This is a genomic window from Aeoliella straminimaris (assembly GCF_024054565.1).
Classification (GTDB): Bacteria; Planctomycetota; Planctomycetia; order Pirellulales; family Lacipirellulaceae; genus Aeoliella; species Aeoliella straminimaris.
Map to the genome: position 1 here is coordinate 24,421 of NZ_JAMXLR010000065.1, position 13,169 is coordinate 37,589.

At 59.4% G+C, this 13,169-nt stretch carries 16 protein-coding genes; 14 read left to right on the forward strand and 2 right to left on the reverse strand.

Annotated features, from left to right (window positions below; translation table 11 throughout):
* The first annotated feature begins 911 nt into the window (after positions 1–911).
* Positions 912–1,319 carry a BlaI/MecI/CopY family transcriptional regulator gene (locus NG895_RS19275; protein WP_252854162.1) on the forward strand — a complete coding sequence of 136 codons (408 nt, stop codon included), beginning with the start codon at positions 912–914 and terminating at the stop codon, positions 1,317–1,319.
* A complete protein-coding gene (locus NG895_RS19280) occupies positions 1,316–3,979 on the forward strand; it encodes a M56 family metallopeptidase (RefSeq protein WP_252854163.1) in 2,664 nt (887 codons plus the stop codon). The genes NG895_RS19275 and NG895_RS19280 overlap by 4 nt, the downstream gene beginning before the upstream one ends.
* Positions 3,980–4,040: 61 nt before the next feature.
* Here the strand turns inward: NG895_RS19280 and NG895_RS19285 are convergent, their stop codons facing one another.
* Positions 4,041–5,030 carry a hypothetical protein gene (locus tag NG895_RS19285; protein ID WP_252854164.1) on the reverse strand — a complete coding sequence of 330 codons (990 nt, stop codon included), beginning with the start codon at positions 5,028–5,030 and terminating at the stop codon, positions 4,041–4,043.
* A gap of 323 nt (positions 5,031–5,353) precedes the next feature.
* Entirely contained in the window at positions 5,354–6,427 is a 1,074-nt protein-coding gene (locus NG895_RS19290) for a hypothetical protein (RefSeq protein ID WP_252854165.1), read from the reverse strand.
* Positions 6,428–6,780: 353 nt separating this feature from the next.
* Here NG895_RS19290 and rpsJ point away from each other — a divergent pair, with 353 nt between their 5' ends.
* The 12 genes from rpsJ (at position 6,781) to rplN (ending at position 13,120) form a co-directional block, all read left to right on the forward strand.
* Positions 6,781–7,104 (forward strand): 30S ribosomal protein S10, encoded by a 324-nt coding sequence (gene rpsJ, locus NG895_RS19295; protein ID WP_341871471.1) that lies wholly within the window; start codon positions 6,781–6,783, stop codon positions 7,102–7,104.
* A gap of 285 nt (positions 7,105–7,389) precedes the next feature.
* Positions 7,390–8,043, forward strand: coding sequence for a 50S ribosomal protein L3 (rplC, locus tag NG895_RS19300; RefSeq protein ID WP_252854242.1), 654 nt, complete (start codon positions 7,390–7,392; stop codon positions 8,041–8,043).
* Between the two features lie 70 nt (positions 8,044–8,113).
* On the forward strand, positions 8,114–8,779 hold the full coding sequence (gene rplD / locus NG895_RS19305; protein WP_252854166.1) for a 50S ribosomal protein L4: 666 nt from the start codon (positions 8,114–8,116) through the stop codon (positions 8,777–8,779).
* Positions 8,780–8,822: 43 nt separating this feature from the next.
* Positions 8,823–9,137, forward strand: a complete 315-nt coding sequence (gene rplW / locus NG895_RS19310) for a 50S ribosomal protein L23 (protein ID WP_252854167.1) — start codon at positions 8,823–8,825, stop codon at positions 9,135–9,137.
* Between the two features lie 58 nt (positions 9,138–9,195).
* Positions 9,196–10,059, forward strand: coding sequence for a 50S ribosomal protein L2 (rplB, locus tag NG895_RS19315; protein WP_252854168.1), 864 nt, complete (start codon positions 9,196–9,198; stop codon positions 10,057–10,059).
* A 90-nt stretch (positions 10,060–10,149) separates the two neighbouring features.
* Positions 10,150–10,419, forward strand: a complete 270-nt coding sequence (rpsS, locus tag NG895_RS19320) for a 30S ribosomal protein S19 (protein ID WP_252854169.1) — start codon at positions 10,150–10,152, stop codon at positions 10,417–10,419.
* Positions 10,420–10,493: 74 nt separating this feature from the next.
* Positions 10,494–10,820, forward strand: a complete 327-nt coding sequence (rplV, locus tag NG895_RS19325; protein ID WP_252854170.1) for a 50S ribosomal protein L22 — start codon at positions 10,494–10,496, stop codon at positions 10,818–10,820.
* Positions 10,821–10,945: 125 nt separating this feature from the next.
* Positions 10,946–11,641: a 30S ribosomal protein S3 gene (gene rpsC, locus NG895_RS19330; RefSeq protein ID WP_252854171.1), complete on the forward strand. Its 696-nt coding sequence runs from the start codon at positions 10,946–10,948 to the stop codon at positions 11,639–11,641.
* On the forward strand, positions 11,589–11,993 hold the full coding sequence (rplP, locus tag NG895_RS19335; protein WP_252854243.1) for a 50S ribosomal protein L16: 405 nt from the start codon (positions 11,589–11,591) through the stop codon (positions 11,991–11,993). Before rpsC ends, rplP begins: the two co-directional genes overlap by 53 nt.
* Before the next feature lie 86 nt (positions 11,994–12,079).
* Positions 12,080–12,304 carry a 50S ribosomal protein L29 gene (rpmC, locus tag NG895_RS19340; protein WP_252854172.1) on the forward strand — a complete coding sequence of 75 codons (225 nt, stop codon included), beginning with the start codon at positions 12,080–12,082 and terminating at the stop codon, positions 12,302–12,304.
* A gap of 76 nt (positions 12,305–12,380) precedes the next feature.
* Positions 12,381–12,689 (forward strand): 30S ribosomal protein S17, encoded by a 309-nt coding sequence (gene rpsQ / locus NG895_RS19345; protein ID WP_252854173.1) that lies wholly within the window; start codon positions 12,381–12,383, stop codon positions 12,687–12,689.
* Between the two features lie 62 nt (positions 12,690–12,751).
* Positions 12,752–13,120, forward strand: coding sequence for a 50S ribosomal protein L14 (gene rplN, locus NG895_RS19350; protein ID WP_252854174.1), 369 nt, complete (start codon positions 12,752–12,754; stop codon positions 13,118–13,120).
* Positions 13,121–13,169: the final 49 nt, after the last annotated feature.

Genomic DNA, 13,169 nt, shown 5'->3' on the forward strand with positions numbered 1-13,169 from the left:
ATCGACCCAATCGGGATACTGGGCCGAAAACCGTGCAACCGATCCATCGGCCCAAAACCGGGTTTTGTCCCTGTTTTGGGGAACAACAATCCATAGGCCCAAAACCCCAGGGGTTTTGTCCCCCCTCGATTCAAAAAACACCTTGTTTTTCCGAGGTGTTTTCGAGGCCCCTGGGACAAAACCGCACGAGTTGTTCCATAGTAGTAACCGCAAGGGTGATAAAGCTCGTTCGCTGGACCAAAACTCACCGGCGCTGCTCTCGGCCGGGCCCCCGTCCCCGCGCCAAAAGGATCGATGTGGCCGCATGGAAGAGAGGGGCGAACCACCATTCACAACCGCCCGCTCAACCACCATTAAACCAACTCGCCGGGCGATTTCCACCACGAATTTCATACACCCCTCCCCGAAAACACGGAACTAAGGTCAGGAAAGGAAGCAACACTAATTGAGGCTGATTTACCGTACTCCCATTAGCATCGATTCGTGTTCCCTGCTGAATCTCAGTTTCCTCTGTTAGCCTCTTGTTGGCCGCTTTTGAACTGAAGAACGAGTTAACGGGTTCAGGAGGCCTAGCCAAGAATGTCCATTTGCTTTTAGGGTGAGTACACTAATGAGAATCTAAGCCACTCTCGCGTTTTCTTGGAGCTGCTGAATATGTTCATGCCAGGCCCAATTCAGATCGCTATGATACTCCTCGTCCTCGGCGCGATCGCAAGTGTGGCGGGGCTGCTCTACTGGCTGCTTTCTCGACGGTACTAGTCACCTATCCTCCTCCCTGGCGTTCGTCTCAACCAGCGCCGACGGAGAAGTCTATTCTGCATTAGCGTTCTCACACTCACCGAAAACCGCTCTTGCGAATTACGACACTTGTCGTAATACTGCGTCACGTCAGTCAACTGGAGGACCGTGCGATGGCGAAGAAGCGAGCGAAAGTGCCTCGACTGCCCGAAGGGGAGATCGAGATTCTCGAGATGCTGTGGCGCGAGTCGGCCGTCACCATCCACGGGGCACAGCAGGCACTCGGCCAGCCGATTGGTTACACCACCGTGCAGACGCGGCTCAACCGCCTGGTGGATAAGGGCCTGGTCGCCCGTACGAAGACGCGGCCCGCCCAGTACTCGGCCGCCGTCACGCCCGCAGAGGTTCGCGAACGTGACCTCGAAACACTCGTCGAACGGGTGAGCAGCGGCCGCGTGGTGCCATTGGTGGCCCACCTGATCAATCGCAAAGGCGTGACCCCCGAGGAAATCGCCGAGCTCAAGGCGTTGATTGAACAGGCAGAGCACAAGACCACCAAGCCGAAAGGGGGCAAGCGATGAATGGCTCCTGGGAAACACTGGCCACCGCGCTATTGCGGACCACGCTGGTCACCAGCGTCGCTGCGGTAGCGGCAATGGGGCTGCTGTGGCTGCTGCGGATCCGTAGCGCAAAGACGCACCGCATCGTGTGGCTGCTGGTGATCGCCCAGGGGTGGCTGCTGTGGCCCTACACCTGGCGGATGCACGTCGAGCGGCCAAGAGAGCTACCGGTGGTCACCGCGCCCGTGGAACTCGCGCTATCGCCAGTCGTGATCACCCCAACCACTTCACCGGAAGAAACGGCTCCGCCTGCTTCTCTGGACTGGGTGGCCGCATCGGTCGCGGCCAGCATTGCCGCATGGTGCTTGGGCATCGGGCTGCTGGTAGCATTGGGCGCGTGGCGGTACGCGCGGCTGTTCTCCAGCGGGCGGCCGGGTGAAGAAGTCACCCAGGCGGAGTGGCTTGCCGAGTGGAACGAAGTCCGTCGACTACATCCATCAAACCATCGCGCCGAGCTCCGCACCACGCACAACACAGGCCCGCTGGTCTGCTGGGTGCCATGGGTGCTGCTGGTACTGGTGCCGCGTACGTTGTGGGCGAGCCTCGCCCGCGGCGAGCGACTTGCCATTCTGCGTCACGAACTGGCCCACTGCCAACGAGGCGACTTGTGGAAGAACCTGGCCGTGCGACTGTTGGCCCTGCCGCAATGGTTCAATCCGCTGGTGTGGCTCGCCGTGCGACGGTTCGAAGAGGCGGGCGAGTGGGCCTGCGACGAGCGCGTCGCCCGACAGTCCGGCGACTCGGCCACCGAATACGCACGGGTGCTACTCCATGTGGCGGACTACTCCACTGCAGTTCCTAGTGGCGCCGCCGGGCTGAGTGGCGGTGTGCTATCGCGACGCGTCAAACGACTGCTTCATTTACCTAACAAGGAGGTTCGGGAGATGAGAGGTTTTATTCTGCCAGTGTTGTTGGTTGTGGTTGGTTTGTTTCAAGCAGTCCGGATCGAACAGGTGAAGGCCGTGGAACCGGCGCCGGATGTTCCACCAACGGCGGCCGCAGAGACCACCGAAAAGATTCCGGATGAGTGGTCGAAACGAACTTTGCCACCCTATGTGATCGAGCCGCCGGACATTCTGCTGGTCGATGCAATGAAACTAGTTCCCAAGTCGCCTCATCAAGTCGAAGAGTTCGACGGCCTCTTAGTCCGAGCTACGGATGTCGACGATGAGGGTCCCATTCATAACGTGTTCTTCGTCGATCCCGAAGGCAATATCGACCTGGGAACTAACTACGGCAAGATTCACGTTGCTGGCATTCCACTGGATAAGGCTGACGAAGTTGTCCGTATGCACTTCGAACAGAGATACCCCAAGGCGAAGACCTCGGTATCCCTCGCCACCGCAGGCGGCGTCCAGCAAGTTGTCGGCGAGCATTTGGTCGGTCCCGACGGCCGCGTGAACCTGGGCAAGTATGGGTCGGTGTACGTTACCGGTATGACGCTTGCCCAGGCGAAAGAAGCTATCGAGAAGCATCTGGCGGAACACATGGTGGATCCCGAGGTGATCGTAGATGTCTTCTCCTACAACAGCAAGAAGTACTACATCATCACCAAGAGCGGTGGCCATGGCGACAACGTCGTGACCGCACCGATTACCGGCAACGACACCGTGCTGGACGCCATTGCAGCGATTGGTGGCCTGAAAGATTCGTCGGCGGCAAAAATCTGGATAGCCCGGCCCGCGCCGCCCGGCAAGAATGTCGAAACAACCCTGCCCGTCGACTACAACGCAATCACCGGCGGCAAGCACAGCACAACGAACTATCAACTCTTGCCGGGCGATCGATTGTTCATCGAGTACGGGGATCAAAGGGAACTTGCGCCGCCGGAGCAAGTGAAAAAGGGGGCGAAGCCTGCAGACCGGTATTCGGACCCCGACAACGACGCGTACGGGCGGGAGCCGACGCAGGCCCAAGCGGACGGAGGTGGCACTAGCAACTACAACGCATACATCGTCGTTTCGAGGACTCCATCAGGCGACGTCTCCGAAGTAGCCCCCATTAGCCCGAACGATCTCTTGCACAATCCGCACCCCCGAGAATTGGTCGGAGTGGGAATTAACTCGGATGCAGGAGTGGTTGGGAAGATCAAGATCGATGAGCAGAAGTCCGCGCCGCCGGAGGTGCTGCAGGCTACCCACCTTCGCGCTCAGCCAACGGTGGAGGGTGACGAGCGAGTGACGAAAGCGAAAATTCGCCTGGTGACCGATCCGAAGCAGAATCTCCGCAATGTCGAAGGGCTAGAGAAGGGATTTTCAATTACCGGTGAGACGCGACTTCTGGCGGGGCTGCTGGGAGTGCTCGCCAAGAACGGCCTAACACGAGAACTTGCCTCGCCTACGATCACGGCGCTCAACGGAAAAGTGGCCCGCATCCACGTCGACGACGACGAAACGGATTCCCCACGAGTGGTTGATGTCGAGCTGCTGAATCGACATAGCGGTAATCAAGTCGTGTTCGAAGCTCGGGCGTCGGTGCAACTCGGAAAGCGGAAGCGAACACTCGACACCGCCTTTGCTCTGACCGAAGGTCAGTCGTACCTGGTTCGCATCCCAAAAGACGAAAAAGTACCGAAGTCGGAGGACCTCTATTTGCTGGTCTCTCGCGAGTCGGTGGAATAGAACCGCGCAAAAACTAAGCCGCGAGCTTTCGCTCGCGGCTTAGTTGCGAATTTAGAACAAACTATTTGGCCTGCTTCTGCTTCAGCCCAGCAGCGGCTTGGGCAACCCGCTCGAAGGCGGTCATCGCTTCGCCAGTGCTGCCTTCCCAGGTGATGGTCACTTGCGTGCCATTGCGATCCACCTGCGACTCCTTCATCATTTTATGAAGCTTCGGAGCGTCCGCAGTCCATACGTCGGCCAAGGCGATAAAGCCTTCGACGGCTTCCTTCATCTTCTTGGCCACCTGCTCGTCGACTGCCTTCAACGTGTACTGCTCGGTCAGCGTGTCGCCATTTTCGCTAAACGAATAGCAAACCGACTTATGCTGTCGCAACACGGCTAGCGCGCCGTCTTGCTCGGGCAGCTCGTTCAGGTCCATCGCCGCGGCGTAGATCAGCGCCGACTGCGCCTTGTCCGCAACCTGTGACGACTGTCCGGCTTCGTCCAACGATGGCTCTTGGTCGTCCAGGACTTTCAGCGCCCACTTCACGCGTTCGGGCGTTTTGGCGCAAACGATCGTGTGGCGATCGGCCACCACGGTGGTCACGCGCTTCTCGCTCTTGTCGTTCGAGTGGTCACCCTCGTAGCTATGATCGGTCGCCGAGTGCTCGGAGACATCGTAGGTGTACAGCGTGTAGTTCTGCCACTGCTGCTTCTCGACGTTGTCCTTTTCGGCAAGCGTCGATGTGACCTTCTGGCGGTCGAAGTCGGCCGTCAGAATGGCAACGCCCGAGTGCTTCTGATACTTGTTGCTAAACAAGGTCAGGCTCTGGAGGTCTTCGCCCGGCGTGATGCCGTAGTTGTCTTGCATCCAGGTGCGGAACTTTTTCTCCTTCTTGGGCCACTCGCTGGCAGCTTGTTGCATTAACTCCGATTCGGCCAGTGCTGCCAGATCGGCATGGGCAAACCATTTGGCGTCCTTGGCGACATCCTTGGTGTTGAGCGGTGCCGCCTGGGAGGCGCTCGCCAGCAGGACGCAGCAAGCGACCGCGGACATAATCGTACGTGACATGAATACTCCTTCGATTCGAGTCGGTGAAAATAGAAAGACTTCCGTTCACCCTCACTTCGCCGCAAAGACAATGCCACGCGTCCGCGTCACATCCTGCTTTCGCCTGATTCCCGGGCCGAACGACTCCCTACTGTCAGGCACCAGAGGCAGCGCTAGAAACTTTTGTGAAAAACCTTGCACGCCCGAGCGTCCAACCGCGCATGGTTGCGCTGCACGCGGCGCGGGGATCGACTCACCACCCTCGTGCGCAGCAGACCACCAAGCGCTATCGCGGTGCTAGCGTGGCAAGGAACCGCGCGGCGAAACGAACTAGCGCGAACGACCTACTGTCCGGGATCGCGGACCAGGTAAATAAGCTCGCCGGCTTCGCCTGGTGCGGCGCCTTGGCTGGGCAGGAACAGAGTGACGAGGATCGCCTGCTGGCCACCGGCGAGCGTGACCCGCTCGGCGTGAGGATTGGCGAACGACTTGGAGTGACCATGCGTGCGAATGTCGAGTTGGCGAATGGGCTCGCCGTCGCGCTCGCAGAGGTACACCCGCCAGGCGGCCCAGTCCTGGGGGCGGAGCTGGATTTCCTGCAGCAGGAGTTCGCCGCCGGACCAGCGAAACAGGTCGCGACTGCCAAAATTGCCCCGGGCGCCTCGATTGGTGAAATCGCGGTTGAGGGCCGGGTCGGGCTTGGCGGTCCATTGCTGAAAATCAACCAATTGCCCCCGCGCCAAGCGGTCGACCTGGGCATCGCGGTAATAGTGGAGTCGCAGGTCGATAACCTGGCGACTCCCAGCCTGATCTACGCGGTCGATCATCGGCGTGCCTTCGGCCGTGGGGGCCAGCGAACGCGTGAGGTCGATCGAGCGGTTCGGCTCTCCGCTCCGCAGTGACTCCAAGTCTTTGAACTCCTCCAGCCGTATCCAGCAACTGTTGGGGGCGTCCTTCTCGTAGGCCAGCAGGAACCGGCCATCGGACATGGCGTGCAGATGCCCCTGCGAGGCGTGGGTGTCGAGCTGGCGGATCCGCCGCCACTGGAGTCCATTGTCCGATTCGGCCAGGGCCAATTTGAACACGCCGCCATCCAGGAAGTGATAGACGCCAAGCAGGTTTCCCTCGCTAGCCTGGCAGGGATTCAGGCAGTCGAGCGGCTTCCCGCGGTCGTCGCGGGCCTGGTAGCGATGGGCGAGCGAATGCTCGACATCCTCCAGTGCCTTGGCCAACCGATCGGGCTCGGCCGCCCCGCTGGCGGTGACCAACACCAGGGAGCACAGGGCCACGATCACGCCACTAACAACGATGTTCAGCCCCACCCGACCGCAGCGAACAGCGACAGACCGGTGAAATTGCCAGACAAATTGGCCGAAGTCCCTGGCCGCAGGGGCCGACAGATAACATTCATGGAACATAGGCATTTAGCACCGATGCGATGGACGGACATGGATAGCGACAGCAGCCAACTCTCCCCATTCTACCAAAGCATCCGCCACGGCCGACTAAACAGGATGATTCGTCCCCCGGCCGATTAACTGCGTCGGCGACGTCGCCGTCTTTTCAGGTTGAGCACGGCTACCCGACCCGAATCAATCTAAAAAACCATCGTGGCGGCGGTTGACGACCACGGCCACTAGGGGTAAATTCACCGATTCCCCCTCAGTTCGAGGGAGACGACTGTAGTTGTTTGAAATCTTGGGCAATGGACCCCTGACCGGTGGCAAGATACCGACCACCAGTGGGGTTAATGAGTTGAGGAGCGAGCGCCGTGGCTGCCACGCAGGAGATCATTCGGATTCGGATGGAGGCATACGATCATTCGGTGCTCGATCAAAGTGCGGCGGAGATCGTTGATACCGCCAAGCGAACCAACTCCGTTGTCCATGGACCGATTCCACTGCCGACCCGGATCGAGCGGTACACCGTGCTGCGTGGTCCTCACGTCGACAAGAAGTCGCGTCAACAGTTCGAAATCCGCACTCACAAGCGGTTAATCGATATTGTCCAGGCCACGGCCAAAACCATCGAGGCGCTCAACAAGCTGAGCCTGCCCGCTGGTGTGGACATCAAGATCAAGGCCACTACTGGCTGAGGTAATTGAATTTTCGGCTTCAACCGCCGGGTTGGACCGAAAGAGATAAGAGAACTTCACAAGAGTTAACAACGCATGCTCGGAAGTGGAATTGGGTAAGCCGGGGTTGGGCCCCGGTGTCTGACAGGCCGAGAGGCCTCCAGCACAGCGGGCAAGCCGTGTGTCTCCCGATTCACAAGCCAACATGACTAATTAGAAGGCGTTGGGCCGCCACCAAAGTGGCCCGGCGAGAGCGAGATGTCTCAACCAGCACCCGCTGTGGGAATCCTCGGTCGCAAGATCGGGATGACACAGATTTATGACGAATCGGGCAAGGTCGTACCGGTAACGGTAGTCCACGCAGGCCCCTGCGACGTGCTTCAAGTCCGTACCGCCGAGAAGGACGGCTACGAAGCGGTGCAGATTGGATATCTCGACAAGCCGCGGCGGCTCGCTAGCCGCAGCGAGCGGGGTCATGTGGCAAAACTCGATAGCAAGCGTTCGAAGTCCCGCACCGCGGCGGGCGTAGAACTCTCCGCTAAGGCTGGTTGCGAGCCGAAGCGTTTCATCCGCGAAATCCGCGGCACCGCGGGCGATCTGGCCCCCGGTTCTCAAATCACCGTCGAGGCGTTTGCCGAAGTGCCCGCCGTCGACATCGTGGCCACCAGCAAGGGCCGCGGCTTCAGTGGTGCGATGAAGCGGCACAACTTCTCCGGTCAGCGTGCCACGCACGGCGTGAAGAAGTGCCACCGCCACCTGGGTGGCACCGGCTGCAGTGCCTACCCCAGCCGCCTGTTCAAAGGCGTTCGGATGCCGGGGCAATATGGCAACGCTCGCACCACCGTCCGCAACCAGAAGGTTGTGCGGGTGGATGCCGAAAACAACCTGATTTTGGTCCTCGGCGGCATCCCCGGCCCGAAGGGCGGATTCGTCGTCGTCAAGCAAACGAACAAAGTGTAGGGAGAGGTCGGAGGTCGGAGGTCAGAGGTCGAATTCGACCTAACGCCTACAAACCCAACACCTTACAACAATGCCAAAGCTCACCATTCACGATCGCAAGGGCAACAAGGTCGGCACCTACAATGTCGAGGCCGCGGACTTTGCTTCTTCGATCAATAAGCAACTGCTGCACGACGCCGTGGTGATGTACCAGGCCAACCAGCGCCAGGGCAGCCACAAGACCAAGAGCCGCGCCGAAGTTGCCGCCAGCACCAAGAAGCTGTATCGCCAGAAAGGTACCGGTAACGCACGTGCCGGTCACCGTCGCAGTGGTATCCGTCGTGGTGGTGGTCACATTTTCGCCATCAAGCCACGCGATTATTCGTACAGTCTGCCCCGCAAGGCGCTGCAGTTGGCCACCCGGATGGCCATAGCTTCGAAGATTGAAGACGACCAGCTGGTCGTGATCGACGAGTTGTCGTTCGACGCCCCCAAGACCCGGGACATGGTTTCGATTCTCAAGCACTTGAACGTGCAGGAGGATTCGCTGCTCGTGGCGACCGATGGCTACGACGTGAACGTATACAAGAGCGGCCGCAATATCGACCGCGTGTCTGTCTCACCGGCGGCAGAACTCAACGCGTTAAACGTGTTGGCGGCCCGCCGACTGCTGGTCACCAAAGCGGCGCTCGACGCCCTGCGGGAGAAGGCTGCCGGCAACGGCAAGAAGGTAGAGTCGAGCGAGTCGGCCGAGTAGAGCGGACTGAGTAGCAGAGTTAGTCACATAAAGGTTGGTGATCATGCCACGCCATATTCCCCACAAGACAACCCTTGAGCTCGAGCCGCATCAGGTGTTGCTCAAGCCGCTGGTGACCGAAAAGGGCACCGATCAGTCGGCCAAGTACAACGCCTACGCCTTCGAGGTCAACAAACTGGCCACCAAGACCGATATCCGTCGGGCCGTGGAAAAGCTGTTCGATGTGAAGGTCGAGAAGGTCCACATCCAGAACCGCAAAGGCAAGCCGCGTCGCACTCGCATGCACTACGGCTACACCAACGACTGGAAGAAGGCCATCGTTACCCTGAACAAAGAGCACACCATCGAGTTTTTCTAAGCCGTTAGCTGTGTGACGTTCAGCCAGCAGCCAATAGCTAACAGCCAAGAGCAATCAAATGGGTATTCGCAAATATAAACCGACCACACCGGGCCGCCGCGGCGCTTCGGTCAGCGACTTCAAGGACCTGACGCCTGGCGCCAAGGTCGAGAAGAGCCTGTTGCGTCCGATCAGCAAGACTGGCGGTCGTAACAACCAAGGCGTTACGACCGTGCGGTTTCGTGGTGGTGGCCATAAGCGTCGCTATCGCCTGATCGATTTCCGTCGCAACAAGGACGGCATTTCGGCCAAGGTCGACTCGATTCAATACGACCCCAACCGCACCGCCCGCATTGCCCTGCTGCACTACGCCGATGGCGAGAAGCGTTACATCATCGCTCCGGCCGGCCTGAAGGCGGGCGACAAGGTGATGAGTGGCCCCGAGTGCGAACCGAAGGTTGGCAATTGCCTGCCACTGAGCAAGATTCCGCTGGGCACCGTGATCCACAACGTGGAACTCCGCGCCGGACGCGGTGGCGAGCTGTGCCGCAGTGCCGGTACCAGTGCCACGCTGATGGCCCGCGAAGCCGATTGGGCTCAGATTTCGCTGCCAAGTGGCGAGATCCGCCGTATTCCGTCCGCTTGCCGCGCCACCATCGGCTCGACCAGCAACGGCGATCACAGCGCCATCGTGCTGGGTAAAGCCGGCCGTAAACGTTGGCTCGGTCGTCGCCCGCACGTTCGTGGTACCGCGATGAACCCAATCGATCACCCGCACGGTGGTGGTGAAGGTCGCACCAAGGGTGGTCGTCACCCGGTGAGCCCGACCGGCAAGAGCGCCAAGGGTGGTATGACCCGTCAGCGTCGCAAGCCGTCGAACGCCGCGATCGTGCGTCGTCGCAAGAGCAAGCGATACGGCGTGCAGAAGTTGGTAAAGAAGTAACAAACTGGCTGTCGGCTGTTAGCTGTAGGCTATCAGCCAAAACCGTCAAGCAGCCCATAGCCCATAGCCTAGACCCAACAGCTTTTAAACATGTCGCGTTCACTGAAAAAAGGCCCTTACGTCGACCCCAAGTTGTACATGAAGGTCGACAAGCAGAACGAGTCGGGTCGCAAAGAACCGATCACCACGTGGGCCCGTGCCTGCACGATCATCCCGGAGTTCGTCGGTCACACGTTCATGGTGCACAACGGCAAGATGCACATGAAAGTGTTCGTCACTGAAGACATGGTTGGACACAAGTTGGGCGAGTTCGCCCCCACCCGTAACTTCCGCGGCCACAGCGCCCGGGGCAAAAAGTAAAGGAGCTGTAGGCTCCAGGCTTTAAGCCTGAGAAACCAGCCTGCAGCTTACCGCCAATAGCTAAGAGCTTCATCATGGCATACCAAGCAAAACACAAACACGCTCGCATCAGCGCCACCAAGGTGCGACCGCTGGCGAATTTGATTCGTGGACAAGAAGTGGACGAGGCCTTGGCCATTCTCAAGTATCAGCCCCACCGTGGTGCTCGGATGCTGGAGAAGGTGCTCAAGAGCGCTCGGGCCAACGCCGAAGATCGTGGCGCCCCCAACCTGGGTGGCCTGCGAGTGGTGGAAGCCCGAGTGGATGGCGGCCCGATGTTCAAGCGTCTCCGCCCCCGTGCCCGCGGCATGGCCCACGTGATCAAGAAGAAGTTCAGCCACATTATTGTTTCCGTAGAGTAGGTAGGTGAGCAAGTGAGTAGGTGAGTAAGTGTTGCAGCAAGCACCTCCTCGCGTACTACCCCGCTCATAAGAATCGCCAGTACCCTTCGACGTTCGCAAAAACACAACGCCCCAGAGCAAAACCCATGGGCCAAAAAGTCAATCCAATTGGTTTCCGCACCGGCATCATGCTCGACTGGAAGAGCCGCTGGTATGCCTCGAAGAAGGACTTCGCGGAGCTGTTGTTGGAAGACAAGAAGATTCGCGATTATGTCACCAAGAAGTACAAGTTCGCCGGTATTCCCAAGGTGGAAATCGAGCGGACTCGTGACGAGGTGAAGGTGGTACTGCACGCCGCCCGGCCCGGTGTGATCATTGGTCGCAAGGGTCAGCAGGTCGAACAGCTGCAGGACGAGCTGCAGAACCTGGTCGGTCGCCGGATCAACATCAAGATCGAAGAGATTTCCCGCCCTGAGCTGCAGGCACACCTCGTCGCCGAGGACATTGCCGAGCAGCTCGCCAAGCGGTCGAGCTTCCGTCGCACGATGAAGCGAGCGATGGAGCAAACCATGGAAGCAGGTGCCAAAGGCATCAAGATCGAGTTGGCAGGACGCCTGGGCGGTGCCGAAATGGCCCGTCGCGAGAAGCAAATTTCCGGATCGATCCCGCTGAGCACGCTCCGCGCCAAGATCGATTACGGTTTCGTGGAAGCCAAGACTGCCCAAGGGCACATTGGCGTCCAAGTTTGGATTAACCAAGGCATGTTTGAGGACGACACCGATGGCGCTGATGCCCAAGAGGGTCAAACATCGAAAAAGCCAAAGAGGTCGTATAAAAGGTAACGCGACCCGCGGTAACACCGTGGTGTTCGGCGACTTTGGCCTACAGGCTACAGAAGGTGGCTGGGTAAGCGCGCAAACGATCGAAGCCGGTCGTATTGCCGCCCAACAGTACATCCGTGGAGAAGGTCGGCTTTATATCCGCGTCTTCCCCCATAAGTCGATTACGTCGATTCCCCTGGAAACTCGTATGGGTAAGGGTAAAGGCGAGCCCGATTACTGGGCCGCCACCGTGAAACCCGGCACCGTGCTGTACGAGGTATCCGGCGTAAGCGAACAACAAGCCAAGATTACGTTCGCCCGTCTGGCCCACAAGATGCCAGTCCGCGTTCGAATGATTAAACGAGAAGCCTAGGAGAGCTATTGGCTATGAGCCACCGGCTTTCAGCCGCAAGAGCCAATAGCCTACAGCCCAGAGCCCAGAGCCCAGAGCCCAGAGCCATGACTGACGCCAAAGAACTACGCGAGATGAGCGACGAGCAACTCGAGCTCACCTTGAAGGATGCCGCCGAGCACCTGTTTCGTCTGCGTATTCAGTCGCAGACCGAACGGCTCGACGCCCCGACCGAATTGCGGATCAACCGCCGCTTGATCGCCCGGGTGAAGACCATTCAAACCGAGCGTGCCATGGCGGCAGCCGCCACCGAGGCAGCCGCGGCCAAGTAAACCCGACCAACAGCAGCCGCGGGGTCGAGGACGACCCGGCTTGCTAACCATCCAGTCCCAGACACAGTTTCCAACCATGCCCAAGAAGCAAGTTATCGGCATCGTCACCAGCGACCGCATGAGCAAGTCGCGCCGCGTGGAAGTCTCGCGGATGGAGCGTCACCCGAAGTACGGCAAGTTCATCAAGCGCCGCACGGTGTGCCACGTTCACGACGAGAACAACGAGTCCGGGCAGGGCGACACGGTGGAGATCATCGAGTGCCCACCGAAGTCGAAGAGCAAGCGTTGGAACCTGGTTCGCGTCGTATCGAAGAGCCAGGAAGTCGACCTGGCAGCCCTGCGTGCGGCCCAGAAGGCTGAACAAGAAGCGGAAGAGAACAATTAGCAAAGTCTGTCCGCCAGACGACCCCGTATTTTCGGCGGCAAGAGCGATCGAGCGAGTAAACCATGATCCAGATGCAAACCAGGCTGAATGTTGCCGACAACACCGGCGCGAAAGAAGTGATGTGCGTCAAAGTGCTGGGTGGCAGCCGTCGGCGTTTTGCCGGTCTGGGCGACATCATCGTTTGCAGCGTGAAGAGCGTGATCCCCGGCAGCGATATCAAGAAGAAGGCCGTGGTGCGGGCTGTGATCGTGCGGGCCAAGAGCCCCACGCGTCGTCCCGATGGCAGCTACGTGCGGTTCGATTCGAACGCCGTGGTGCTGGTCGACAAGGACGGTAACCCCCGCGGAACACGTATCTTCGGCGCCGTGGCTCGCGAATTGCGTGAGCGTCGGTTCATGAAGATCGTCAGCCTCGCCAACGAAGTAATTTAGTAACCAGCGGCGGGTAGCAAGTGGCCAGCAGGTCGCTCGCCACCGGCCA